Origin of the sequence: Parafrankia soli, from assembly GCF_001854695.1 — a bacterium.
Classification (GTDB): Bacteria; Actinomycetota; Actinomycetes; order Frankiales; family Frankiaceae; genus Parafrankia; species Parafrankia soli.
In genome coordinates, this window is the sequence record NZ_MAXA01000232.1 from 18,021 (window position 1) to 42,953 (window position 24,933).

Sequence of the window (24,933 nt, forward strand, 5' to 3'; positions counted from 1 at the left end):
CTCTCGAGCGGCGGCGGCGCGCCGCCGGGCGCGGACGGGCGCCCCGGGACGCCCCCGGGGCCGGTCAACCAGGAGTCATCTGTGCAGATCCTCGCGACGAGCGGCGGCTTCCGGCCCGACGGGCGGTGGGGCGCCCGGGTCGGACCACTGCTGGATCACGCGATCGAGCTCGCCGCCCCCGCCGGACGTCCCAGGCTGTGCCTGTTGCAGACCGCCCTGGGCGACGACCAGGCCGCCTACGCCCGCGGGTACGCGGCGCTGAGCCGGGACCGGCCGGACGTCGTGGTCTCCCACCTCGCGCTGTTCCCGATGCCCAACGTCGCCGACATCCGGGCCCACCTGCTCGCGCAGGACGTCGTCTGGGTCGGCGGCGGCAGCGTGGCCAACCTGCTGGCCGTGTGGCGGGCGCACGGCCTGGACCGGATCATGCGCGAGGTGTGGGAGGCCGGGGTCGTGCTGGGTGGGGTCTCCGCCGGCTCGCTGTGCTGGCACACCGGCGGCACCACCGACTCGTTCGGCCCCGACCTGCGCCCGGTGACGAACGGGCTGGGCCTGTTGCCGCACAGCAACACCCCGCACTACGACTCCGAGCCTGCGCGCCGGCCGCTCTACCAGCGCCTCGTCGCCGAGGGGACGCTGCCCGCCGGGTGGGCGACCGACGACGGCGCCGGCCTGCACTTCCGCGGCACCGAGCTCGTCGAGGCGGTGGCGGACCGGCCGGACGCCCACGCCTGGCGGGTCAAGCCGGGCCCGGCCGGGACGGCCGTCGAGACCCGGGTCCCGGCCAGGCTCCTCCCCGATCCGTGGACCGCGGCGGACCAGGCGCCGTAGCCGCGGCGATCCGGCTCCTGACAGCTCCCGACGGATCCCCATGTGGCCCTGCTGCCCCGGCCCGCGGGCGTACGCTCGGGACGTGGATGTCCTCCGGTTGGGTGTCGTTCCCTATCGCGAGGCCTGGGAGATGCAGCGGACCCTGGCCGATGACCGCCGCCACGGACGCGGCTCCGACACGCTGATCCTGCTGGAACACCCCGACGTCTACACGGCGGGCCGGCGGACGGGCGCGGGTGACCGCCCGGTCGACGGGACGGAGGTCGTCGACGTCGACCGCGGCGGCGGCATCACCTGGCACGGCCCGGGGCAGCTGGTCGGCTACCCGATCGTGCGGCTCCCGATGCCGCTGGACGTCGTGGCCTACGTACGGGCGCTGGAGGCCGGCCTGATGGCGGCCTGCGCCGAGTTCGGTCTCGAGACCCGGCGGGTCGAGGGGCGCACGGGCGTGTGGACATCCGACGGCCTGCGCAAGCTCGCCGCCATCGGGGTCCGGGTGAGCTGGAAGGTCACCAACCACGGTTTCGCGCTGAACTGCGATCCCGCGCTCGCCGCGTTCGGTCGGATCGTCCCGTGCGGGATCTCGGACGCCGGCGTGACCAGCCTGAGCAGGGAGCTGGGCCGGCCGCTGCCGGTGGCCGAGGCCCGCCCGGTGGTCGAACGGCACATGCTCACCGCGCTCGCCGACTACCTGGCCACGGGCCTGGCCGCCGAGGCCGGCCGCCGGCCGGCAGGCGCGGAGGACAGCACGGGCAAGGTGGCCGGCACGGACACGGCGGGCACCGCGGGCAGGGCAGCCACGGCGGGAACGTCCGACACGGATCTGATCGGCGCGGGGCTCGCCGGCGGGAAGGTTCACCGATGACCGCGGTCGCTCCCGAAGGCAGGCCGCTGCTGCGGCTGGAGGCGCGCAACGCGCAGACGCCGATCGAGCGCAAGCCACCGTGGATCCGCACCCGGATGCGCACCGGTCCCGAGTACACCGACGTGCGCAACCTGGTCCGCGGGGCCGGCCTGCACACGGTGTGCGAGGAGGCCGGCTGCCCGAACATCTACGAGTGCTGGGAGGACCGCGAGGCCACCTTCCTGATCGGCGGGGACGTCTGCACCCGCCGCTGCGACTTCTGCCAGATCGACACCGGCCGCCCGACCCCGCTGGACGTCGACGAGCCGCGCCGGGTGGCCGAGTCGGTCTCGACCATGGGCCTGCGCTACGCCACGGTGACCGGTGTCGCCCGCGACGACCTGCCCGACGGCGGGGCATGGCTGTACGCCGAGACCGTCCGGCAGATCCACGCCGGGTCGCCGGGCACCGGGGTCGAGGTGCTGATCCCGGACTTCGGCGGCCGTCCCGAGCAGCTCGGCGAGGTCTTCGCCGCCGAGCCGGAGGTGCTCGCGCACAACGTGGAGACGGTTCCGCGGATCTTCCGCCGGATCCGGCCGGGGTTCCGCTACGAGCRCTCGCTGGACGTCCTGACCCAGGCCAGGGCGGCCGGCCTGGTGACCAAGTCGAACCTGATCCTCGGGCTCGGCGAGACCGACGACGAGGTCTCCGAGGCTATGACCGCGCTGCACGAGGCCGGCTGCGACCTGCTCACCGTCACGCAGTACCTGCGGCCGACCCCCCGCCATCACCCGGTGGAGCGCTGGGTGCGACCCGAGGAGTTCGTGGAGTGGGAGCGGCGCGCCACCGGCATCGGCTTCGCCGGTGTGCTGTCCGGTCCGCTCGTCCGGTCGTCGTACCGCGCCGGACGCCTGTACCGCCAGGCAGTCACCGTACGTAGTAATACTGCCGCTGTAGAGGCTGATCTGCCCGAAAGTGTGTCCGACGACTCTCACGCCAGGTGATGACTCGACTGGTGGCGACTACCGCGAGCGACTAAGCTCGGCTCTGCGTCACGCGGCGGTCACGAGATTCGCCGTTGCGCAGGGGCCGTCGCCACCTTGCGGACATCGCGGCGACATCTGCGCCCTTCACACTCGGTGCTGTTCCGGCGGGAGCTCCTCCCGCCTCGGGCGCCACGACCGCGTCGGGAGGTCGTCGACACCGTGTTCCGCTCACTCCTCAGCGCACTCGAGGAACTGACTCTTCTCGTCCTGCCCCATGGCGGGCAGCGCACCGCGCGCCACAACGCCTGGCGCGCCGCCACCGACCTGCACGTCACCACCGGCTACCGCTGGGTCGACCAGATCTCCGTGTCCGCACTCGAACCCTCCCTCGCCCCGCCGCCCGCGCCGCCGGCCCGGGCCACGTTCCCCGTCCCCCGGATCTCGGCGCCACGGGTCTCGCCGGTGCGCTCACGGGCGGCGGCCGCCGCCCGTTCCTGACCTCCGTTACCGGAGCAGTCGCCAGGCACCCCGTTCGAGGCCGTAGGCTCGCGTCTATGGCGCTGCGGAAGAAGCCGGCCGGAGCCGGCGGGGAGCCGGTGCTCGCGGCCGCGGGTGGAAGCGGAACGATGGGTGGCGGGGCCGCCCGCCGGCCGGGTGGAACGGGTGCGGCCGGGTCACGCGCGGGCGCGCGCGGGGGTGCCCAGAAGGCTGGGGACCCGAAGGCGGGCGGGCCGACCGGCGGCGCCCCCAAGGGTGGATCCCCGAAGGCCGGTGGCAAGGCCCGCCGGGCCGGTAGGTCCGACCAGGCTGGCCAGAGCGGTCCGTCCGACCCGCCGGCCAAGGCCGGCCGGAACGCGCGGGCCGCTACACCGCCGCCGCCCGCTGGTGGCGGCGGCGAGCCTGGTGGGGCGCGCGCCAGGCTCGCGCAGATCCGCCTCGTATACAAGATCACCAAGCAGCGTGACCCGCGGGTGCTGTGGCTGAGCCTGCTCGGGCTCGCCGGCCCGATCGCGGTCGGCGTCATCCTCGGGGTCTTCGTCGGCCCGCTGTACGTGTGGCTGCCGATCGCGGTGCTGCTCGGGCTGGTCGTCGCGCTGAACGTGTTCAGCCGGCGCGTCCAGAAGACYGCGTACGCCGAGATGGAGGGCAAGCCGGGCGCCGCCGCCGGCGTCGTCGAGCGGATGCGCGGCGACTGGCGGCTCACCCCCGCCGTCGGCGTGAACCGGCATCAGGATGTGGTCCACCGCGTGGTCTGTCGGGCAGGCGTGATCCTGATCGCGGAGGGTCGCGGGCGCGGCCCGCGCGAGCTGCTCGTCGCGGAGAAGCGCCGCATCCGCAAGATCGTCGGCGAGGCGCCGCTGCTCGACTACGTCGTCGGGAACGGCGAGGGCGAGATCCCACTGCCGAAGCTGCAGAGCACGCTCATGCGGCTACGCCGCGAGCTGCGCAAGCGCGATGTGGACGCCCTCGATCGCAGGCTGAAGGCCGTCAGCGCCCCGGCGCTGCCGATCCCCAAGGGCCCCATCCCGCGGAACATCCCCCGCGGCGGCCGGCTCCGCTGAGCCCGCACCCCGACTGACCGGGCCCCGGTTCGCCGGCCCCGGTGCTGCCGGGGTGCCGTCCCGCCGCCGGCACCGTCCCGCCACGGGGCGGCTGAACCGCGGCACGGCCGGCACCCCCCCGGGCCTACCGGGCCGTCCGGTGGCGCGGCTCGGGGCTCCGCGCGGGCTCAGGTCGTCGGTGAGGTGACCGGGTCGCGCACGACCACCGTTCCGGCGGCGCGGTCGTGGGTGCCACGCAGGTCGCGGTCCCAGATGAAGATCGGGATGAACAGCGCCAGCAGCAGTGTCCGCACGACGATCCAGGGCCAGCTCTGGCGCGCCCCGTCGCGCACCCGGATGACCCGGATGCCCGCCAGCCGCATGCCGATGGTCTGCCCGACGACGGCGACCAGCAGGAGCTCCTCGAGCAGGAACGCTCCGTACACGGCCAAGCCGCGCGCATCCCCCGCGGCGCTGACGCCGACGAGGAACAGGACTCCCACCAGCAGGTTCGCTATCACCGCGTCGACGGCATAGGCGACAAGGCGGGGACCGAACCCCACCACCGAACCGGGGCCCTCCGCCGGGAGCCCGAGTCGGGCTCCGGGTGGTGTGTCCCGAGGCAGCCCGGGCCCTTCCAGCCAACCTCCGAGTGCGCGTCCCACGGCGCAAGCCTATGCGGCGATCCCGCGCCAACCGGGCGATGACGTACCGTCACGAACGCCGTTACGGTAACATCTCGGAAACAACCCGGTGATATCCCCGGTACGCCATGCGGTCACATCACGCAACCGACCGGAGCGTACCCTGTCAGTCCATGGATACCTGACAAACGCTGGAGGGTGGATGTTCACAAACGCCGACGACGTGCTCCGTTATATCCGGGACGAAGGCGTTCAGTTCATTGACGTACGATTCTGTGACCTTCCCGGGGTGATGCAGCACTTCACAATCCCCACGGAGGTTTTCTCCGAGTCGGTCTTCAGCGATGGGCTCATGTTCGACGGATCGTCGATCCGCGGATTCCAGGCGATTCATGAATCTGACATGCTGCTCCTTCCGGACCCTCGGACGGCGTTTGTCGACCCGTTCCGTGAGCACCCCACCCTCGCAATGACGTTCTTCATCCACGACCCGATCACCAAGGAGCAGTACTCGCGCGACCCGCGCAACATCGCCAAGAAGGCCGAGGCCTACCTGCGCGGCACGGGGATCGCCGACACCGCCTACTTCGGCCCCGAGGCCGAGTTCTACATCTTCGACGACGTCCGCTACGACTACAACCCCTACGGGTCGATGCACGCGGTCGACTCGGTGGAGGCCGCGTGGAACACCGCGCGGAAGGAGGAGGGCGGCAACCTCGGATACAAGCCCCGGTTCAAGGGCGGCTACTTCCCCGTGCCGCCGACGGACCACTTCACCGACCTGCGCTCGGAGATGACCCGGGTGCTCTTCGAGGTCGGCATCACCGTCGAGATGCAGCACCACGAGGTCGGCACCGCCGGCCAGGCCGAGATCGACATCAGGTACGACACGCTGCTCAAGACGGCCGACAACCTGATGCTCTACAAGTACGTGATCCGCAACGTGGCGCGCAGCCGCGGCAAGACCGTGACCTTCATGCCCAAGCCCCTCTTCGAGGACAACGGGTCCGGCATGCACACCCACCAGAGCCTGTGGAAGGACGGCGAGCCGCTCTTCTACAGCCCGAACGGGTACGGCGGCCTGTCCGACACCGCGCGCTACTACATCGGCGGCCTGCTGCACCACGCGCCGGCCCTGCTCGCGTTCACCAACCCGACCACGAACTCCTACCGGCGGCTCGTGCCCGGTTACGAGGCCCCGGTGAACCTCGTCTACTCGGCGCGCAACCGCTCGGCGTGCTGCCGGATTCCGCTCGGCGGCGACTCGCCGAAGGCGAAGCGGGTCGAGTTCCGGGTGCCGGACCCGAGCTGCAACCCGTACCTGGCGTTCGCCGCGATGCTGATGGCCGGCCTGGACGGCGTGAAGAACAAGATCGACCCGCCGGACCCGATCGACAAGGACCTCTACGAGCTCCCGCCGGACGAGCTCGCCGCCGTTCCGCAGGTGCCCGGCTCACTCGAGAAGGTCCTCGACGCCCTCGAGGCCGACAACGAGTTCCTCCGTGAAGGAAACGTCTTCACCCCCGACCTCATCGAGACCTGGATCGACTACAAGCGGGTGAACGAGGTCGACGCCATCCGGCTGCGCCCGCACCCGTACGAGTTCAGCCTCTACTACGACATCTAGACCGCGATATCCCTCCCGGTCCGGAGCGGCGCCACCAACGGGGCGGGCGGACTCCCGCCACACCTGGCGAGAGCGGCGCCGGGGGCTTCTCGTATGACCTACGGCCCACCCCCGGCGCCACCCACCCGACAGCCGCCGCGACCTGCGGCTGGCCCTTCCCCGAACACCGCCGGCGACGGTGGGCGGATATCAGCTGATGACGGACGGCCCGTGTCCACGAACCCGTGGGCACGGGCCGTCCGTCGTTACGGCAGCTTTTCCGGGGTGGTTCCCGCGAACCGGCGGGTATTCGCTTCCGCGCCGCGACTACGGCCGTGCAGCAACACCCCGGTGACCGAGAATTAACACCCCGGGAACTGATTGGAAACGAGGCCCGACGAAGCTCCGGACGAACCCTGCGTCAGTCGCGGCCGGGGTCGGCCCTCCCCCGGCCGATCACACAGTCGCTCCGTCACGTGCCACGTCAACCACGGGGAGTACGAGTGAGCTCCAAGTCGAAGAGCTATCAGGCCGAGTACATCTGGATCGACGGCACCGAGCCTGAGCCGTTGATGCGGAGCAAGACCCGCATCGTCAAGGGCGGCAAGGAGCCGGAGATCTGGGGCTTCGACGGCTCGAGCACGAACCAGGCCCCGGGTTCGAACTCCGACTGCGTCCTGCAGCCTGTCTTCACCTGCCCGGACCCGCTGCGCGGCGGCGACAACGTGCTCGTGCTGTGTGAGGTCCAGCTGACCGACTTCACCCCGCACCCGACGAACACCCGCGCCGCCGCCCGGGCGGTGGCCGAGAAGTACGCCGACATGTCACCGATGTTCGGCATCGAGCAGGAGTACACGTTCTTCCAGAACGGGCGTCCCCTCGGCTGGCCGGCGGCCGGGTACCCCGAGGCACAGGGCCCGTACTACTGCGGCGTCGGCGGCGAGAAGATGCCCGGCCGGGACATCGTCGAAAAGCACACCCAGGCGTGCCTGGACGCCGGCCTCGCGATCGAGGGCACCAACGCCGAGGTCATGATGGGCCAGTGGGAGTTCCAGATCGGCGTGCTGCCGACCCCCGCGATCGGCGACCACATCTGGGTCGGCCGCTGGCTGCTGCACCGGATCGCCGAGGACTTCGGCGCGTCGGTGTCGTTCGCCGCCAAGCCGATGGCCGGTGACTGGAACGGCGCCGGCGCGCACACCAACTTCTCCACCAAGCAGACCATGGAGAGCTGGGACGCCATCGTCGCCGTCTGCGAGGCGCTGGGCACCCGGGTGATGGAGCACGTCACCCACTACGGTGACGGCATCGAGCTGCGGCTGACCGGCAAGCACGAGACCGCCCCCTGGAACAAGTTCTCCTGGGGCGCCTCGGACCGCGGTGCGTCGATCCGGATCCCGTGGGCCGTCGAGAAGGCCAAGAAGGGCTGGATCGAGGACCGCCGGCCGAACGCCAACATGGACCCGTACGTGGTCTCCTCGCTGATCGTCGACACCTGCTGCAGCGCGCTGGCCGGCGACAAGCCGACCCTGTTCGTGCCATCGCAGACCGCCGACGCGACCGCCAAGGTCTGACCGCCAGGCCGCACGCGGCCTGGCGTCACACGACAGGTCCGTGGCCTCCGGCGACCCGCCGGGGGCTACGGACCTGATTGCCGAGATCAGCGCAGCCCGCTGACCGCGCCCACATCGCCCGCCGGCTGAAACGGAGCGATACGGACGACCGCCTCGTTGAAATCGAGGGTGGCACCGCAACCGGTGGGCACCGCGGGGGTGTCGACGACGAGTTCGATGGTTCTGCTTGGCACAAAGGACTTCCACTTGATCAGATCTCGGCTTCGGGCCGCGTCCAGATCAAGATCGCCCTCTGTCACGAGGCCAGCGGCGCCCGCGAAGACTGCGTAGTGGACCTGTAGGCCGCCGCAGCGCCCCTGGTCCCCGGTCAGCTCTGGTAGAGCGCTGAACACATAGGGCGGGCAGGCCCCGGTCCGGGCACGGCCGTCGAGGGCTGCATAACCCCGCGACCTGTCGGCGGTGGCGCTGACGATTGCCGCGCGGCCGAGACCACGTTGGCCGCGGCCGTTCGCCGGGCCAGCTCCCGGGTGAGCATTTCAACCTGATGGCGCAGGACTTCTTTCTGTCCGTACGCCTCTCGGGCGCGACTCTCAGCGGTTTCGGCCCGGCGGGTGGCCTCGACCTGGCGGGTGAGAGCCGTGACGATCTCGCCCCGCTGACGCTCGACGACGGCTTCCAGCTCGATGAGACGATGACGTAGTCCGTCTGCGATCGCCTCCGCAGCCGCCTCAAGGGCCTGTGCCGGCGCCCCGGCAGTGTCCTTGGGTAACCGGGTGGGTGCGTCTGCCCTCGGCGCTGGCAGCAACCCGCTTACGGCCCCCGGCCGGCGGCGAGCCGGGTCCGGTAGGAGATCCGCCTCGGTACTGCCCGCATCCCCGGTGCCCGCCAGGTCGTAATGCCCCTGTCGCAGCTGGTCGACCGTGCGCCGTACGGCGGCGAGCTGACGGGTGAACCCACCGGCCGCCAGCACCTCCTCGACAAGTTTTTCCTCGTCCGGTCTCAGCGGCCATCTTCGTCTCGCCCGTGAACCTACAGACCAGTGGACGTATTCGACACGCGCAATCCACAGGACCTTCTCCCGGACCGGTTCCGGCTGAAGGAGAAGATAACGCTCGGCATCTTCCCAGCAAAGCGGAACCTCTCCTCCGAATTTCCTGTTCGCCCGGGTCCTGCCAGCCGGTGTCTGGTCCAGCGAACATTTGTACAGCGGCGTCCCAAAACATTTTTTGAGCAGGTGGAAGAAATCCAGAAGCTCCCTGTGGTCCGGCTCGACGCCCACGGCGACCCGCGGAACACGACCGCCCTTGGAGGCCCTGCCGTCACGCACGTTCCGACTCCTTGCCCATCTCGTTGCAACAGGTCAGAAGCACTGCAGGGCAGCTGGTCTCCGGGTTCCTCCGCATCGCTGACACCGCGGTAACAACCCCCTTGCAACATCGTCGCAACTCCCGTCTCAATTCGAGTTTCGTCGCCACAGAAACGCATCTTCACGTCCGCTAGTTGTTTCTATTGCCAGGAGCGTTCCCGGACAGTCTTATGGATGCCGGCATACCGACGGTACGCGGGTACCTAAGAGAGGGAACAGCATGCCCCATCCCAACCATGACTACACTCAGCTGAGCGCGCCGCTCGCTCCCATGGCACTCACGGCGCTCACCACGCATTTCCTCGGAGTCAGCCCCCGAGACGGCGGCGATCGCCAGCTACGCCCTTTGTCTGTGCGTGTCCGCTTCCTGCGTCCCTGGTCGCCCGACCAGTTCCTCAAGACGTCCCCGCCGCCGGAACGCGCCGCGGGCCCGCGGCGGCCGCCACCGGCTCCGTCGCCGTCGCCGCCCCCGCGGAGCCAGTCAGCCGTGAGCGATGTGCTGCTCGCGGGCGAAGACGTCCTCCACCACCGAGCGGGCGCGGGCAGCGGCGCGGCGGTAGTCACCGGGCAGTTCGCCCACCGCCTCCGCCGGGTAGCCCAGCGCGCGGGCGACCCGCTCGAGACCGGGCGGGCCGGCCGGGAGCAGGTCCCCAGCCTGGCCGGAGGTGAGCATGATCCCGTTGCGGACCCGGGACGCGAGCGTCCAGGCGGCGTCCAGGGCGGCGAGCTCGCCCGCGGTGACCAGGCCCGCGCGGGCCGCGGCGCGCAGGGCGTCCCGGGTGGCGGTGGTGCGCAGGTCCGGCAGCCGCCAGGCGTGGCCGAGCTGGAGGATCTGCACCGTCCACTCGACGTCGGTCAGCCCGCCCGGGCCGAACTTCACGTGCAGGGCGCGGTCGGCGCCGCGGGGGATGCGTTCCCGTTCCATCCGCCCGCGCAGCCGCACGGTCTCGGCGATCGTGCCGGCGGGCAGCCCGCGCGGATGGCGGACCCGGTCGACGAGCCGGCAGAAGCGGCCCGCGAGCTCCGCGTCGCCGGCCAGCGGCTGGGCGCGCAGCAGGGCCTGAGCCTCCCACGCCAGCGACCACCGGTCGTAGTACGACGCGTAGCCCTCGAGCGTGCGGGACAGCGGCCCGCTGCGTCCCTCCGGGCGCAGCGCGGCGTCGAGCGTGAGCCGCGGGTCCGGCCCTGGCAGCGCGAGCAGGCGGTGCAGCTCACCGATGATCTCGGCGGCGAGCCGGGCCGCGCGCGCCTCGCCGACCCCGGGCTCCGCCTCGTGGACGAAGAGCACGTCGGCGTCGCTGCCGTAGGACAGCTCCCCACCGCCGAGCCGGCCCATCGCGACGACGGCCAGCCGGACGGGCAGCCCGTCCGAGCCGCCGCTGACGCCGGCGACCTGGCGGCGCGCGGTCAGCAGGGCGGCCTCGATCGTGGCCGCGGCGGCGTCCGAGAGGGCCCGGCCGACCGCGCCGATGTCGAGCAGGCCCAGCAGGTCCGCGCAGGCCACCCGGACCAGTTCCACCCGGCGCACCGCCCGGGCCCGACCGACCGCGTCCTCGGCGTCGGGGTTGCGGTGCGCGACCGCGAGCAGAGTGCGTACCAGCGCCTCCCGCGGCACCGGGCGCAGCTCCTCCTCGGTGCGCAGCAGCCGCACCGACTCCGGCGCCCGGGCCATCAGGTCGGCGACGTAGCGGCTGGTGGCCAGCACCCGGGCGAGTCGGTCGGCGGCGCCGGCGGAGTCCCGCAGCAGCCGCAGGTACCAGGGGGTGCGCCCGAGCGCCTCGCTGACCTGCCGGTACGCCAGCAGCCCGGCGTCGGGCTCAGGGGCGTCGGCGAACGCGGGCAGCATCGCCGGCAGCAGGTGCCGCTGGATGGCCGCCGTGCGGCTCACGCCGTTCGTCAGCGCCTCGATGTGACGCAGGGAGCGGGCCGGGTTGGCGAAGCCGAGCGCGGCCAGCCGGTCGGCGGCCTCCTGCGGGGTCAGCCGCATCTCCTCCGCGGACAGCCGGGCCACGGCCTCCAGCAGCGGCTGGTAGAAGAGCTTCTCGTGCAGGGAACGGACGAAGCGGGCCACCCGGCGGTGCTCCGCCTCCAGCTCGGTGGCGCCCGGCAGGCCCATGCACCGGGCCAGCCAGCGCAGCTCCCCGGGATCGCGCGGCAGCGTGTGCAGCCGGCGCAGCCGCTGTAGTTGCAGCCGGTGCTCGGCCGCGCGCAGGAACCGGTAGGCGTCGGCGAGCCCGGCGGCGTCGCGGCGGCCGACGTACCCGCCGCGCGCCAGCCCGTCGAGGGCGTCCAGGGTGGACGCGACCTGGAGCTTGGCGTCCGCCCGGCCGTGCACCAGTTGCAGCAGCTGCACCGCGAACTCGACGTCGCGCAGCCCGCCGGGGCCGAGCTTGAGGTTGCGGTCGGCCTCGGAGCGTGACAGCGAACGCTCCACCCGCCGCCGCATGGCCCGGATGTCGGCGACGAACCCGGGGCGGGAGGCCGCCGTCCACACCATCGGGGCGACCATCGCGGCGAACCGCCGGCCGAGCTCGGTGTCACCGGCGATCGGGCGGGCCTTGAGCAGGGCCTGGAACTCCCAGGTCCGGGCCCAGCGCCGGTAGTAGGCCCGATGGCTGTCGAGGGTGCGCACCAGCGCGCCGTGCCGCCCCTCCGGGCGGAGGTTGACGTCCACCTGGAACAGCTCGCCGGCCGCGGTCGGCGTGCCGCAGACCCGGACGACCCCCTCGGCGAGCCGCGTCGCGGTGCGCAGCACCGCCTCCAGACCCGGCGCCGCCTCCGGCATCCGCGCCTGCACAGTCTCAGTCCCAGCCGCCGTCCCAGTCCCAGCCGCCGCCTTCGGCGTCAGTACCGGCTCGGCCACGAACAGGACGTCGACGTCGCTGACGTAGTTCAACTCGCACCCGCCGCACTTGCCCATCCCGATCACGGCGAGGCGGACGGGGACGTCGCCAGGCCCGAGCCCGGCGCGGGCCACGGCGAGGGCGGCGTCGAGGGCGGCCCCGGCGAGGGCGGCGAGCTCGGCGGTGGCGTCGTCGAGGGTCACCGCCCCGGTGAGGTCCCGCGCGGCCAGGACGAGCAGGGCGCGCCGGTAGGCCAGGCGCAGCGCGTCCAGCACGTCCGGGCCGGCGCCGCGGGCGCGGGGCTCGACGGCGCCCGGGTCCGCGCCGACGGCCCGCAGCAGCCTGCCGCGGGCCGCCACCGGATCGACTGGGCCGGTCATCGCCTCGTCGGAGTCCAGGATCGCCCAGTCCCCGGGGTGCGCGACGAGATGATCACCCAGTGCGGAGCTCGCGCCCAGCACCGCGACCAGCCGGCGGCGCAGGCCCGCCCGGCTGGCGAGCGCGGTCAGCAGCCGCGCGCCCGCCAGCGTGTCCTGGGCGTCCGGCGTGTCCTGGGCGTTCAATGCGTCCAGCAGCCGGTCGAGGCAACGCAGCGCCCGGTCGGGATCGGCGGCGGCAGCGAGCTCGCCGACGACGGCGCTCACCGCGAACCCGCCCACGCCGTCATCCACCGGCAGCAGCCCGATCCGCCGCATGGTCGCGGCGACCCGCTCGACGTCGGAGAAGCCGAGCCGGGCAAGCTGCGCGGCGGCCGTGTGGCGCCGCCGGTCAGCGGCCGGGACGGTCATCTGACGGGAACGGTCAGCCGGCCGGGCGCGGTCACCCGGTGGGGTACGGACGTCTGGTGGGGCATGGGCGCGTCTTCCGGAGGAGCGGCGGCCCGCGGCCGCCGCTCCTCACAGGGTCGGGAGGTACCGGTCGATCTCGAACGGCGTGACCTGCCTGCGGTACTCGATCCACTCCGAGCGCTTGTTGCGCAGGAAGAAGTCGAACAGCTCGTCACCGAGGGTCTCCCGGACGAGCGAGGACGTCTCCATGGTCGCGATCGCCTCGGCGAGGGACCCGGGCAGCGCGGTGATGCCGCGCTCCCGGCGCTGCGCGTCCGTCAGCGTCCACACGTCGTCGGCCGCCGGTGCCGGGAGGTCGTACCCGCCCTGTACCCCGCGCAGGCCGGCGGCGAGCATCAGCGCGAAGGTCAGGTACGGGTTGCAGGCGCTGTCCGGCGACCGGAACTCGACCCGGGCCGCGTTGGACTTGTTGAGCTTGTACAGCGGCACCCGGATGAGCGCCGAGCGGTTGTTGTGGCCCCAGCAGACGTAGGCGGGCGCCTCCATCAGCTCACCGGCACGCTGGTCGCCGACCAGCCGCTTGTAGGAGTTCACCCACTGGTTGGTGACCGCGGTGATCTCGGCCGCGTGCACCAGCAGCCCGGCGATGAACGCCTTGGCCACCTTGGAGAGCTGGTACTCGTCGGTCGGGTCGTGGAAGGCGTTGCGGTCGCCCTCGAACAGGCTCATGTGGGTGTGCATGCCGGACCCGGCCTGGTCGCTGAACGGCTTGGGCATGAACGTCGCGTAGATGCCCTGGCGCAGCGCCACCTCCTTCATCACCTGCCGGAAGGTCATGATGTTGTCGGCGATGGTGAGGGCGTCGGCGTAGCGCAGGTCGATCTCCTGCTGGCCCGGCGCGACCTCGTGGTGGCTGAACTCCACCGAGATCCCGAGCCGCTCCAGCACACCGATGGCCTGCTGGCGGAAGTCGTGGCTGATGTCGTTCGGGGTCAGGTCGAAGTAGCCCGACTCGTCCACCGGCGGCGGCATCGGGCCACCGCGCGTCGGCGGGTGCTTGAGCAGGAAGAACTCGATCTCGGGGTGGGTGTAGAAGGTGAACCCGGCGTCGGCCGCCCTCGCCAGGGTGCGGCGCAGCACCCAGCGGGAGTCCGCGACCGCGGGCGTCCCGTCCGGCATGACCAGGTCGCAGAACATGCGGGCGGTCATCGGGTGCTCGCCGCGCCACGGCAGCACCTGGAAGGTCGACGGGTCGGGCCGGGCGAGCATGTCCGCCTCGTGCACCCGCGCGAAGCCCTCGATCGCGGAGCCGTCGAAGCCGATGCCCTCGGCGAGCGCGCCCTCCAGCTCGGCCGGCGCGATCTCGACCGACTTCAGCACCCCCAGCACGTCGGTGAACCAGAGCCGGACGAACCGGATGTCGCGTTCCTCGAGGGTGCGAAGAACGAATTCCTGTTGTTTGTCCATGAGCCCTCCGCGCTGAGGTGTGGACTCGTCGGCACGGCTCCCCGAGTCAACTTCCGGTGATCTTCCCCCGGATGCGCCGCCGCCCGATGGTCCGAGCCGGGGCGCGGCGCCCCCGGGTACTTTGACCCGAGAGTAGCGACTGATCCGACCCGACGCGCCTGACGTTACAGCGAAGTTGCGTCGCCGCAACCGCTCGTACCCACCCCCGCCGCGACACCGCCGGGCCGGGGCATCGCGGCCTACGCTGCCTGTATGGCCCAGTTGCGGATCGCCCTCGCCCAGGTGGACACCACCGTCGGAGACCTGGACGGCAACGCGGAGCTGGTCAGCTCCTGGACCAAGCAGGCACTCGCCCGCAGCGCGCACCTGGTCGTGTTCGGCGAGATGACGCTGACCGGCTACCCGGCCGAGGATCTCGTCCTGCGCCGCTCCTTCGTGGCCGCCTCCGCCGCCGCCCTCGAGCGCCTGGCGGTCCGGCTCGCCGAGGAGGGCGCCGGCGAGATCGCCGTCGTCGTCGGCTACCTCGACGCCTCCCCGACCCCGGCGCCGGCGGTCGGACGTCCGGCCGGGGAGCCGCAGAACTGCGTCGCCGTGCTGTGGCAGGGCAGGGTCGCGGCCCGCTCGGCCAAGCACCACCTGCCCAACTACGGGGTGTTCGACGAGTTCCGCTACTTCGTGCCGGGCACCACGTTCCCGGTGTTCCGGCTGCACGGCGTCGACGTCGGCCTGACCGTCTGCGAGGACCTCTGGCAGGAGGGCGGCCCGGTCGCGGTGGCCCGCGAGGTCGGGGTCGGGCTGCTGCTGTGTATCAACGGGTCACCGTACGAGCAGGGCAAGTCCTACCACCGGGACGAGCTGTGCGCGCGCCGCGCCCGCGAGGCCGGCGCGACGCTGGCGTACGTCAACCTGGTCGGCGGCCAGGACGAGCTGGTCTTCGACGGCGACTCGCTGGTCGTCGACGCCGGCGGCGAGGTCCTCGCCCGGGCGCCGGTCTTCGCCGAGACCCTGCTCACCGTCGATCTCGATCTGCCCGAAGGCGCCGGCACCGGCGTGGGCCCGGAGACGGGCCCGGACGGGCCGGTGGACGCCGGCGACGGCACCACGATGGCCGTCAGCCGCGTCGTGCTCGCCGCCGATCCGCTGCCGGCCTGGGAGCCGCGCCCGGCGACGGTCGCCGACCGGCCCGACCCCGCCGGCGAGCTGTACGCCGCCGTCGTCACCGGGACCCGCGACTACGTCCGCAAGAACGGCTTCCGCTCGGTGGCGCTCGGGCTCTCCGGCGGCATCGACTCGGCCCTGGTGGCCACGATCGCGGTGGACGCCCTGGGCCCGGACGCCGTGCACACCGTGGCCATGCCGTCGGCGCACTCGTCCCAGGGCTCGCTGGACGACGCCGCCGAGCTCGCCCGCCGGCAGCGGACCCGGCACAGCGTCGTCCCCATCGAGCCGACCGTGGCCGCCTTCCACGCTGCGCTCGCGGCCGCGGGCGGCCTGCACGGGCTGGCCGCGGAGAACCTGCAGGCGCGGGTCCGTGGGACGCTGCTGATGGCTCTGTCGAACGAGCACGGCCACCTGGTTCTGACGACGGGGAACAAGAGCGAGCTGGCCACCGGCTTCTCCACCCTCTACGGCGACAGCGCCGGCGGGTTCGCCCCGATCAAGGACGTCTCGAAGACCAACGTGTGGGCGCTGGCCCGCTGGCGCAACGCACGGGCGGTCGCCCGCGGCGAGGTCCCGCCCATCCCGGAGGAGATCATCGTCAAGCCGCCGTCGGCGGAGCTCGCCCCCGGCCAGCTCGACTCCGACCGCCTCCCGGACTATTCGGTCCTCGACGCCGTGCTCGACGACTACGTCAGCCACGACCTCGGCCGGGCCGAGCTGACGGCGGCGGGCCACGCCCCGGAGACGGTCGACCGGGTGATCCGCCTGGTCGACCTCGCCGAGTACAAGCGCCGGCAGAACCCGCCCGGGCCGAAGGTGACGTCCAAGGCGTTCGGCCGCGACCGCCGGCTGCCGATCACCTCTCGCTGGCGCGAGCGCGACCACTCTGCGGGCTGACCGCCGGGCGGCCCCGCCCGCGGACGGCCTGACCGCGGGCGGGGTGGGCCGTGCTCAGACCTGGATACGACGCTCGACGGCGTCGAGGATCTCCGCGACGGCCTCGTCCACCGGCACGCCGTTGCGCTGCGTGCCGTCCCGGAAGCGGAAGGACACCGCGCCCTTGGCGACGTCCTCGTCGCCGGCGAGCAGCATGAAGGGCACCTTCTGCTTCTGGGCGGTGCGGATCTTCTTCTGCATCCGGTCGTCGGAGGAGTCGACCTCGACGCGGATGCCCCGCTGCCGCAGCTTCGCCGCCACGTCGGTCAGATACGGCACGTGCTCGTCGGTGATCGGGATGCCCACCACCTGCACGGGAGCCAGCCACGGCGGCAGCGCGCCGGCGTAGTGCTCCAGCAGGATCGCGAAGAACCGCTCGATCGTCCCGAACAGCGCCCGGTGGATCATGAACGGGCGCTGGCGGGTGCCGTCCGCCGCCTGGTAGGTCATGTCGAAGCGCTGCGGGAGCTGGAAGTCGACCTGGATGGTGGACAGCTGCCAGGTGCGCCCGATCGCGTCCCGGGCCTGCACGGAGATCTTCGGCCCGTAGAACGCGCCGCCGCCCTCGTCCATGACGAGCTCAAGGTCCTGCTTGGAGGCGGCCTCGCGCAGCAGCTCGGTCGCCTCCTCCCACTCCTCGTCGCTGCCGATCGCCTTGCCCGGCGGACGGGTCGACAGCTCGAGGTAGAAGTCCTCCAGGCCGTAGTCGCGCAGCAGGCCGAGCACGAACTTCAGGACGGTGTCGAGCTCGGTGGGCAGCTGCTCGCGGGCGCAGAACAGGTGCGCGTCGTCCTGGGTGAGGCCGCGGACCCGGGTCAGGCCGTGCACGACCCCGGACTTCTCGTACCGGTAGACGGTGCCGAACTCGAACAGCCGCAGCGGCAGCTCCCGGTACGACCGGCCGCGCGACCGGAAGATCAGGATGTGCATCGGGCAGTTCATCGGCTTGAGGTAGTAGTCCGCCCCGCCGTCGAGCTGCATGGGCGGGTACATGCCGTCGGCGAACCAGTCGAGGTGCCCGGAGATCTCGTAGAGATCCGACTTGGTGATGTGCGGGGTGTTGACGAACTCGTACCCGGCCTCGATGTGCCGGCGCCGCGAGTAGTCCTCCATCACGGTGCGGATCGCGCCGCCCTTGGGGTGGAACACGGCCAGGCCGGGCCCGATCTCGGTCGGGAACGAGAACAGGTCGAGCTCGGCGCCCAGCCGGCGGTGGTCGCGCTTCTCCGCCTCGGCCAGCCGGTGCTGGTAGGCCTTGAGCGCGTCGCGGGACTCCCAGGCGGTGCCGTAGATGCGCTGCAGCTGCGGGTTGCGCTCGCTGCCCCGCCAGTACGCCGCCGCCGAGCGCTGGACCGCGAACGCGGGGATGTGCCGGGTGGTGGGCACGTGCGGCCCGCGACACAGGTCCTTCCAGCACAGCTCGCCGGACTTCGGGTCGAGGTTGTCGTAGATGGTGAGCTCGCCCTCGCCCACCTCGACCCCGGCCTCGGCGTCGTCGCCCGCGCTGGACTTCAGCCCGATCAGCTCGATCTTGTACGGCTCGTCGGCGAGCTCGGCGCGCGCCTCGTCCTCGGAGACGACCCGCCGGGCGAAGCGCTGACCGGCCTTGATGATCTCCTGGGCACGCTTCTCGACGGCCTTGAGGTCCTCCGGGGTGAACGGGCGCTCGACGTCGAAGTCGTAGTAGAAGCCGTCCTGGATCGGCGGGCCGATGCCGAGCCGGGCCTTGGGGAACAGGTCCTGCACCGCCTGTGCCACCACGTGGGCGCAGGAGTGGCGGACGATGGCCCGCCCGTCCGGCGAGTCGACGGTGATCGGCTCGACGACGTCACCGGCGGCGAGCGGATGGGAGAGGTCACGCTGGAGACCACCCACGCGGGCCGCGATCACCGACCGCTCCCCGTCGAAGAGCTCGGCGGCCGTAGTCCCCGTCCGCACCACCCGCTCCTCGGCCTGCTGACCTCGCTGGACGGTTACGCGGACGTCGGACACCGGTTTCTCCTGCTGCGTTGGACGAACGACCGGGGCGTGCCTGTGACCGCCCCTGATCACGGATCGGCTGGTTCTCGGGGATCTGCGAATCTCGGGTTCTCTGGTTGTCGGGCCGGCTGGGCCGCGTGCCGGCCTCGAACCGCCGGTACCGGGCGCGTGGCCGCGATGCGGGCCAGGTCGTGCGGTCGCCAGGTCGTGCGGTCGCCAGGTCGTGCGGTCGCCAGGTCGTCCCGACCGCCGATGCTACTCGCGCGCTCCGGGCACCCCAACGGAATTACACGCACGGTGACACATCGGCCCTCGCCGGGCACGCGGACCGGCGTCCACCGGGCCGGCGACCACCCTGTGGGCGGACGGCTGCCGCCGGTGGGCGGGGACCGGTCAGCAGAGACGGATGCCACCCAGGACGGTGTCCACGATCTGGCCGATCCGGGTGCCGCTGACCTCGTGGCTCCCGCTGGTGTACTGGCGGTAGGAGACCGGGCCGACGAGCATGTCCGTCACCAGGTCGATGTCCAGGTCGGCCAGGAGCTCACCCTCGGCCACCCCGCGCCGCAGGACGCTTGCCACCCGCTCCCGCGACGGGACGATCACCTGCTGGCGGTAGGTCTCGAACAACTCCGGGTGGGTCTCCTTCTCCGCCAGCAGGCGCGGCATGATCCGCCCCGACAGCGTCTGGATGCTGTGCCGGCGCACCGAGTTGAGCGCGGCGACGAGGTCGTCGCGCAGCGAGCCGGTGTCGTGCGGCTCGTAGGGCTCCGCCAGCGTCGCCAGCGCGTCGGCGACCAGGGCACCCTTCGTCGGCCAGCGCCGGTAGACGGTGCCCTTGCCCACCCCGGCCGCGGCCGCGACCGCCTCCATCGACAGCCCACCGAACCCGCTGGTGGCCAGCTCGGTCAGCGTCGCCTGGATGATCGCGGTGTCGCAGCGGGTGTCCCGCGGACGCCCCGGCGGGCGCACCACCCCTGAGGGCGCGGGCGCCGGCCGGCCCCCGGGCGCCGCCCCGCGCACGTGTGTGACGGCCATCAGACCGCCCGGCCCGACGGTGGTGGCGGCCCAGGCCGGTCGCCGTACTGGTCCATCCGCATGCCCTACGCCACCCGCGCCTTCGTCACGCCACCCACGGACCGTGGACCGTGGACCGTCCCAGTCGGGTCTGCCCGCCCGGTGCCCCTGGGCACCCAGCGGCCCGGGGCACCCGTGGCCCCGGGCATGGCGACCCGGGCACCCGGTGACTCCAAGCACACTGTGCCGGCACGTTTCCCCGCCCGCGGCTCACAAGATCGGACAGTACGTCCGCGCGGTGCCACACGCATCCGTTTGCGATTGCAGCGCGCCTGTGCATGATGCGCCACCGCAGGTCAACACACCAGCTCCGACACTCCACACAAACAATGGGAACCATCCGGACACACTCGACATGCGCCACCGCCGGGCCCAGGGAGGGCCCGCGAGGGTGACAGCCCGGCCCCACCCCGTGGGCCGCGATGTCACCCTCGGGCCGGTGCCCCACGGCAGGGCTCCGCGCGAAGGCGGATCGGTGGCAGCATGGGGGCACGCCGGGACGCGATCCCGCGCCCGGACGGATCACCGGGAGATCGCATGACTTCATCGATCGGCAAGCCCCGCTCATCCAGCGGCCCCGCCACGCCCGGAACGGAGCCGGCGGCGACGCTCTACGGCGCGCCGACCACGCCCCGAACCGGTGGCCAGGCGCCCGCCGCACCGACCACCATCCGGCCCGCCAGCCACAGCCGGACCACAGTCCGCGACATCCGCGCGGCCAAGGACCGCGGCCAGCGGTGGGCCATGCTCACCGCCTACGACGTGATCACCGCCGGGATCTTCGACGAGGCCGGCATCCCGGTCCTCCTCGTCGGGGACTCCGCGGCAAACACCGTCTACGGCTACGAGACCACCGTCCCGATCACCGTGGACGAGCTGGTCCCGCTGGTCCGCGCGGTGGTGCGCGGCGCGCCACACGCGATGGTCGTCGCCGACCTGCCGTTCGGCTCCTACCAGGCGAGTCCCGAGCAGGCGCTGACGACCGCGACCCGCTTCCTCAAGGAGGGCGGGGCGCACGCGGTCAAGCTCGAGGGCGGCGCGCGGGTGCTGCCCCAGGTCGGGGCGCTGGTGGCCGCCGGCATCCCGGTGATGGGCCACCTCGGCCTGACCCCGCAGAGCGTCCACGCCTTCGGCGGCTACCGGGTACAGGGCCGCGACGGCGCCGGTGAGGCCCTGCTCGCCGACGCGCTGGGCCTGCAGGAGGCGGGCGCGTTCGCCGTCGTGCTGGAGGTCGTCCCCGCCGACCTGGCCGCCCGGGTGACCAAGGAGCTGCTGATCTCCACGGTGGGGATCGGCGCCGGCGCCGACTGCGACGCGCAGGTCCTCGTCTGGCAGGACATGGCCGGCCTGACCGGCGGCCAGGCGCCCCGCTTCGTCAAGCGGTTCGCCGACCTGCGCACGGCGCTCACCGACGCCGCGGCCGCGTTCCGTGACGAGGTGTCGAGCGGCCTCTACCCGACTGTCGAGCACAGCTACTGACCTCCGGCGGGGCGGCGGGCCCGCACCCGGGGCCCACCGCCCCGCCGTTCGTCCCGCCGCCCGCCGTCCATCCCGCTGTCCCGCTGTCCCGCGACGTTCGTCGGCCGCCGCCGTCCCGCCGTCCCGGTGTTCGCCGTTAGGGCCGGGGGGCCGCGGCGAGCGCGGTGGACAGCTCCGCGCGGGCCTCGACCAGCGACGGCCCGTACCAGGTGAGGAGCCGACCGGAGACGCACACCGCGGGCGCGACGAACGCCTCCGGCCCGTCCGACGGGCTGAACGCGTACGGCTCGTCGGGCAGCACCACGAGATCATGTGCGGGCAGCGTGTCGAGATCCACCCGCGGGTAGCGCTCGTCCGCCCCGGCGAGGGCGTTGTCGACCCCGAGCCGGGCCAGCAGGTCACCGGCGAACGTGTCGCGGCCGAGCGCCATCCACGGCCGGCGCCAGATCGGGACGACGGCGCGCCGGCGCGGGCCGTCGCTCGGCGCCGCCCAGACCCGCTCCGCCGTCTCCAGCCAGCTGGGACGGGGCAGCCGGCAGGCCAGGCGCAGCAGGCGGTCGAGGCTGCGCAGGGCCGCGGGCACGGTGGTCGGCGCCGTCACCCAGACGGCGAGCCCGGCCGCCCGCAGCGCGTCCAGGTCCGGCTGCCGGTTCTCCTCGGCGTTGGCGCAGACGACGTCCGGCGCCAGCGCCACGATCGCCGCGATGTCCGGGTTCTTCGTGCCGCGCACCCGCGTCACGGCCAGGTCCGCCGGCCGGGAGCACCAGTCGGTGGCCCCCACCAGCAGGCCGGGCGCCGTCGCCGCGACGGACTCGGTCAGGCTCGGCACCAGGGAGACCACGCGCCGGACCACAGCGGGGACGTCCACCCGCTCACCCAGATCGTCGACCGGCACGGGGTGGACGCCCGCTCAGACGTCGGTGACGCGCAGGCCGGCGTGCGCCTTGTAGCGGCGGTTGACCGAGATGAGGTTGGCGGTGAGCGCCTCGACCTGGCCGGCGTTGCGCAGCTTGCCGGCGTAGATGCCGCGCATCCCGGTGATCCGGTTCGCCAGCGCGATCACCGTGTCGGTCGCGGAGCGGTCGTCGCCGATGACCAGGATGTCGGTGTCGATCGACTCGACGGACTCGTCCATGAGCAGGACGGCCGACACGTGGTGGAAGGCGCCGACGACGGTGCTGTCCGCCAGCACGGCGGCGGCCTGCTGCGCGGCGCTGCCCTCGGCGACGGGCAGCGCGAACGCGCCACCCTTGTCGAAGCCCATCGGGTTCACGCAGTCGATCACGATCTTGCCGGCCAGCTGCTTGCGCAAGTCGGCCAGCAGCTCGCCGTGCCCCTCCCACGGGACGGCGACGATCACGACGTCGGCCCGCTCGGCGACGTCGGCGTTGTCGCCGCCGGAGATGTTCCGCCCGGACGCGGCCAGCTTCGCGGCCGCCTCCCGGCCGCGCTCGGCCGAGCGCGACCCGACGAGGACCTGGTGACCCGCCATCGCGAAGCGGACGGCGAGCCCGCCGCCCTGCGGCCCCGAACCGCCGAGGATGCCGATCACGAGCGAGGAGACGTCCGGAAGAGGCGTCGATGCTGAGCTCACCAGGCCATCCTGCCCGAAACCCGCTCCACATGCCGACCACCGTCACACCCTGTGACTCCGCTCCCAGTTCGGGGTTCGCGACCCGACGAGCGCCGGCCCGCGGTGGGCTGCCAGGGAGAGGCGGGTTACCAGGGAGAGGCGGTGGGCGGGCCGGGGAGCACACGGTATCGGCATGAGGGGTTCCCCACCCGAGGGTTGCCGGTGACCTCGACCGTCAGATACCACGAAGGCCCCACGCAGCACACAGGGGCACACAACGGCCAGCGGAAGGACATTTACCCCCACCCCCTCGCGGGGCCACCCACCCGATAGGGGACTATGAAGAAACAACGGGGTAGCTACGATCGTGATCATTGATGTGAGCTGGACTGATCCCCGGCTCGGGCAGGCGGCACCGACGCCTCCGGCGGAGCATCGCGATCGGCGAAGGAGCAGCACGAGTGGCGGATCTTCATCGAACTCTGACCACGACGCGGAGCACCGACGACCTGACGCAACGTGAGGATCCGTACGCTTCGGGGAGCCCCGGACGTGCGTTCGTCCCAGATGGGCCGTACCGTTCCCAATCACACGTAACAAGCAGATCTTCGGCAGGCAGATCTTACGAGTCAGGCGAGAGAGGTCGAGCAATGGCGGACGTGTCGGTTCGCTTCGCGATGACGAACGACAGCGAAGTGGTGCTGAACCTGTCGCTGCCGCAGGCACTGCGCCTGATGGAAGCGATCGCGCGCAAGGTGGGCGAGACCCTCGCCGAGCGCAGCAACCAGTCGGTGGGCGGGGTCGGCGGCGTCCCCTCGCCCGCGCCCTCCAACGGAATGCCGAGCCTGGGGCCGTACACGCCGTCCTGAAACGGCTCGCACCGTCCCGAACGAAGGCCGTCCTGAACAGGGACGCTCTGGCAGCAGGCCGGTCGACCTCACGGGTCGCCCGGGGTCATCGTCGCGCGCGTCGGTCACCCATGGGCGGCCGACCGTTCAAAGGGCACCCGACAACTCAGAGGGCATCCGACAACGGGGTGCCCGTCACGGGGTGCCGGCGGCAGGGCGCGGAGGAAAGACCTGGTCCGCACCGGGTGCCACCAGGCCGGCGTCCGCCGCGGCCAGGTCGGGGCCCGGCACCGCGCCGCCCGTGCCCGGCGCGGACGGATACCCGAACCCGGGCGGGCGTCGCAGGGCCCGCGGGTGGGACGACGCGTACACCTCACGCAGATGGTCCATCGTGACCAGCGTGTAGATCTGGGTCGTGCTGACCGAGGCATGCCCCAGCAGCTCCTGCACCACCCGGACATCCGCGCCGCCGTCGAGCAGGTGGGTCGCGAACGAGTGCCGCAGCACGTGCGGCGACGCCCCGGGAACGCCGGCCGCGTTCGCCGCCGCGCGCAGCGCCGACCACGCGCTCTGCCGGGACAGCCGGTTCCCCCGGCGCGAGACGAAGACCGCCGCCCCCGAACACTCGGTGACCAGATGCGGCCGTCCGCGCCGCAGGTAGCGTTCCAGCGCGGTCACCGCGTACCGGCCGAGCGGGACGACCCTGTCCCGCCCGCCCTTGCCCCGCAGCCGCACCGCGGACCGGTCCAGGTCGAGATCGTCCAGATCCAGCCCGACGGCCTCGGAGATCCGCGCGCCCGTCCCGTAGAGCAGTTCGAGCAGGGCCGCGGAGCGCAGCCGCCGGGCCAGCTCCGCCGGGTCGCCGCCGGAGACCTCCGCGTACTCCGGGCCGCCGGCCACCGCGGCGGCGATGACCGCGCTCACCTGGTCGACGGTGAGCGCCCGCGGCAGCCGCCTGGGCGGCACCGGCGGCCGGACCGGACGGGCCACGTCCTCGCTGACGTCGCCCTCCTGCGCGGCGAACCGGTGCAGCGACCGGACCGCGACCAGCATCCGGGCCACCGACGCCGGGGCGAGCGGCGGATGGGTCTCGTCGCCCTCCCGCAGGGCGGCGGCGAACTCCGCGATCTGCGCCTCCCCCACCGCCGCCAGCGAGGTGATCCCGCCGGCCGCCAGGTGCTCGCGGTAGCGGCGCAGGTCACGGCGGTAGGCCAGCACCGAGTTCCGGGCCAGCCCGCGCTCGCCGTCGACGTGGTCCAGGTAACGCTCGATGACCTGGACCGGGCCGGCCGGATCGCCCGGCGGCCCACCCCGGCGGGCGTCGCCGCCTTCCACCGTGGTCATCATCGAACTGATATTAGGACGTGGCTGCGACGGTTCGCCGTTGCC

Annotated in this window: 20 protein-coding genes; 10 read left to right on the plus strand and 10 right to left on the minus strand. The window is 72.6% G+C overall.

Annotated elements, in window-relative coordinates; translation table 11 throughout:
* Positions 1-81 precede the first annotated feature (81 nt).
* From BBK14_RS23165 to BBK14_RS23185, 5 genes are all read left to right on the plus strand, one after another.
* Positions 82-831, plus strand: coding sequence for a Type 1 glutamine amidotransferase-like domain-containing protein (locus BBK14_RS23165; RefSeq protein WP_198541405.1), 750 nt, complete (start codon positions 82-84; stop codon positions 829-831).
* 40 nt (positions 832-871) lie between these two features.
* A complete protein-coding gene (gene lipB, locus BBK14_RS23170; protein WP_071065375.1) occupies positions 872-1,696 on the plus strand; it encodes a lipoyl(octanoyl) transferase LipB in 825 nt (274 codons plus the stop codon).
* Complete coding sequence (gene lipA, locus BBK14_RS23175) at positions 1,693-2,679, plus strand: lipoyl synthase (protein ID WP_071065376.1); 987 nt, start codon at positions 1,693-1,695, stop codon at positions 2,677-2,679. The genes lipB and lipA overlap by 4 nt, the downstream gene beginning before the upstream one ends.
* 201 nt (positions 2,680-2,880) lie before the next feature.
* The gene (locus BBK14_RS23180; RefSeq protein WP_071065400.1) at positions 2,881-3,159 is read left to right on the plus strand and encodes a hypothetical protein; all 279 of its coding nucleotides are present in this window, start codon (positions 2,881-2,883) and stop codon (positions 3,157-3,159) included.
* A 56-nt stretch (positions 3,160-3,215) separates the two neighbouring features.
* Positions 3,216-4,223, plus strand: coding sequence for a DUF4191 domain-containing protein (locus BBK14_RS23185; protein WP_071065377.1), 1,008 nt, complete (start codon positions 3,216-3,218; stop codon positions 4,221-4,223).
* 167 nt (positions 4,224-4,390) lie between these two features.
* Here the strand turns inward: BBK14_RS23185 and BBK14_RS23190 are convergent, their stop codons facing one another.
* On the minus strand, positions 4,391-4,765 hold the full coding sequence (locus BBK14_RS23190) for an RDD family protein (protein ID WP_071065401.1): 375 nt from the start codon (positions 4,763-4,765) through the stop codon (positions 4,391-4,393).
* Positions 4,766-5,048: 283 nt separating this feature from the next.
* Here BBK14_RS23190 and glnA point away from each other — a divergent pair, with 283 nt between their 5' ends.
* Positions 5,049-6,473 (plus strand): type I glutamate--ammonia ligase, encoded by a 1,425-nt coding sequence (gene glnA / locus BBK14_RS23195; RefSeq protein WP_020459379.1) that lies wholly within the window; start codon positions 5,049-5,051, stop codon positions 6,471-6,473.
* A gap of 482 nt (positions 6,474-6,955) precedes the next feature.
* Positions 6,956-8,026 carry a glutamine synthetase GlnII gene (gene glnII, locus BBK14_RS23200; protein WP_071065378.1) on the plus strand — a complete coding sequence of 357 codons (1,071 nt, stop codon included), beginning with the start codon at positions 6,956-6,958 and terminating at the stop codon, positions 8,024-8,026.
* An 86-nt stretch (positions 8,027-8,112) separates the two neighbouring features.
* On the opposite strand, the gene BBK14_RS23205 is transcribed toward glnII, so the two are convergent.
* The 4 genes from BBK14_RS23205 to BBK14_RS23215 form a co-directional block, all read right to left on the minus strand.
* On the minus strand, positions 8,113-8,325 hold the full coding sequence (locus BBK14_RS23205) for a hypothetical protein (RefSeq protein WP_131802400.1): 213 nt from the start codon (positions 8,323-8,325) through the stop codon (positions 8,113-8,115).
* Positions 8,326-8,393: 68 nt separating this feature from the next.
* Positions 8,394-9,353, minus strand: a complete 960-nt coding sequence (locus tag BBK14_RS39080) for a hypothetical protein (RefSeq protein WP_131802402.1) — start codon at positions 9,351-9,353, stop codon at positions 8,394-8,396.
* Between the two features lie 520 nt (positions 9,354-9,873).
* Positions 9,874-13,023 carry a bifunctional [glutamine synthetase] adenylyltransferase/[glutamine synthetase]-adenylyl-L-tyrosine phosphorylase gene (locus BBK14_RS23210; protein ID WP_071065380.1) on the minus strand — a complete coding sequence of 1,050 codons (3,150 nt, stop codon included), beginning with the start codon at positions 13,021-13,023 and terminating at the stop codon, positions 9,874-9,876.
* A gap of 108 nt (positions 13,024-13,131) precedes the next feature.
* Positions 13,132-14,490, minus strand: coding sequence for a glutamine synthetase family protein (locus tag BBK14_RS23215; protein WP_071065381.1), 1,359 nt, complete (start codon positions 14,488-14,490; stop codon positions 13,132-13,134).
* Positions 14,491-14,742: 252 nt separating this feature from the next.
* On the opposite strand from BBK14_RS23215, the gene BBK14_RS23220 reads away from it, so the two are divergent.
* Entirely contained in the window at positions 14,743-16,548 is a 1,806-nt protein-coding gene (locus BBK14_RS23220) for an NAD+ synthase (protein ID WP_071065382.1), read from the plus strand.
* A 54-nt stretch (positions 16,549-16,602) separates the two neighbouring features.
* On the opposite strand, the gene thrS is transcribed toward BBK14_RS23220, so the two are convergent.
* Together thrS and BBK14_RS23230 are read right to left on the minus strand one after the other, a co-directional pair.
* Complete coding sequence (thrS, locus tag BBK14_RS23225) at positions 16,603-18,579, minus strand: threonine--tRNA ligase (protein WP_071065383.1); 1,977 nt, start codon at positions 18,577-18,579, stop codon at positions 16,603-16,605.
* 381 nt (positions 18,580-18,960) lie between these two features.
* Positions 18,961-19,605: a TetR-like C-terminal domain-containing protein gene (locus BBK14_RS23230; RefSeq protein ID WP_071065384.1), complete on the minus strand. Its 645-nt coding sequence runs from the start codon at positions 19,603-19,605 to the stop codon at positions 18,961-18,963.
* Between the two features lie 576 nt (positions 19,606-20,181).
* Here BBK14_RS23230 and panB point away from each other — a divergent pair.
* Complete coding sequence (gene panB / locus BBK14_RS23235; protein WP_071065385.1) at positions 20,182-21,123, plus strand: 3-methyl-2-oxobutanoate hydroxymethyltransferase; 942 nt, start codon at positions 20,182-20,184, stop codon at positions 21,121-21,123.
* 136 nt (positions 21,124-21,259) lie between these two features.
* On the opposite strand, the gene BBK14_RS23240 is transcribed toward panB, so the two are convergent.
* The gene (locus BBK14_RS23240) at positions 21,260-22,018 is read right to left on the minus strand and encodes a helical backbone metal receptor (protein ID WP_071065386.1); all 759 of its coding nucleotides are present in this window, start codon (positions 22,016-22,018) and stop codon (positions 21,260-21,262) included.
* Between the two features lie 15 nt (positions 22,019-22,033).
* On the minus strand, positions 22,034-22,717 hold the full coding sequence (npdG, locus tag BBK14_RS23245; protein WP_020459369.1) for an NADPH-dependent F420 reductase: 684 nt from the start codon (positions 22,715-22,717) through the stop codon (positions 22,034-22,036).
* A gap of 629 nt (positions 22,718-23,346) precedes the next feature.
* On the opposite strand from npdG, the gene BBK14_RS23250 reads away from it, so the two are divergent.
* Positions 23,347-23,565, plus strand: a complete 219-nt coding sequence (locus BBK14_RS23250; protein WP_006542192.1) for a hypothetical protein — start codon at positions 23,347-23,349, stop codon at positions 23,563-23,565.
* Between the two features lie 174 nt (positions 23,566-23,739).
* Here BBK14_RS23250 and BBK14_RS23255 read toward each other — a convergent pair whose 3' ends face one another.
* Positions 23,740-24,891, minus strand: coding sequence for a tyrosine recombinase (locus BBK14_RS23255; RefSeq protein WP_071065387.1), 1,152 nt, complete (start codon positions 24,889-24,891; stop codon positions 23,740-23,742).
* Positions 24,892-24,933 lie beyond the last annotated feature (42 nt).

Excerpts from the sequence above, each read along its gene's own strand:
- BBK14_RS23210 (WP_071065380.1), bottom strand. The coding sequence starts at position 13,023 with ATGACCGTCCCGGCCGCTGACCGGCGGCGCCACACGGCCGCCGCGCAG.
- glnA (WP_020459379.1), top strand. The coding sequence starts at position 5,049 with ATGTTCACAAACGCCGACGACGTGCTCCGTTATATCCGGGACGAAGGC.
- BBK14_RS23255 (WP_071065387.1), bottom strand. The coding sequence starts at position 24,891 with ATGATGACCACGGTGGAAGGCGGCGACGCCCGCCGGGGTGGGCCGCCG.
- BBK14_RS23230 (WP_071065384.1), bottom strand. The coding sequence starts at position 19,605 with ATGGCCGTCACACACGTGCGCGGGGCGGCGCCCGGGGGCCGGCCGGCG.
- panB (WP_071065385.1), top strand. The coding sequence starts at position 20,182 with ATGACTTCATCGATCGGCAAGCCCCGCTCATCCAGCGGCCCCGCCACG.
- lipB (WP_071065375.1), top strand. The coding sequence starts at position 872 with ATGTGGCCCTGCTGCCCCGGCCCGCGGGCGTACGCTCGGGACGTGGAT.
- BBK14_RS23220 (WP_071065382.1), top strand. The coding sequence starts at position 14,743 with ATGGCCCAGTTGCGGATCGCCCTCGCCCAGGTGGACACCACCGTCGGA.
- BBK14_RS23250 (WP_006542192.1), top strand. The coding sequence starts at position 23,347 with ATGGCGGACGTGTCGGTTCGCTTCGCGATGACGAACGACAGCGAAGTG.
- BBK14_RS23215 (WP_071065381.1), bottom strand. The coding sequence starts at position 14,490 with ATGGACAAACAACAGGAATTCGTTCTTCGCACCCTCGAGGAACGCGAC.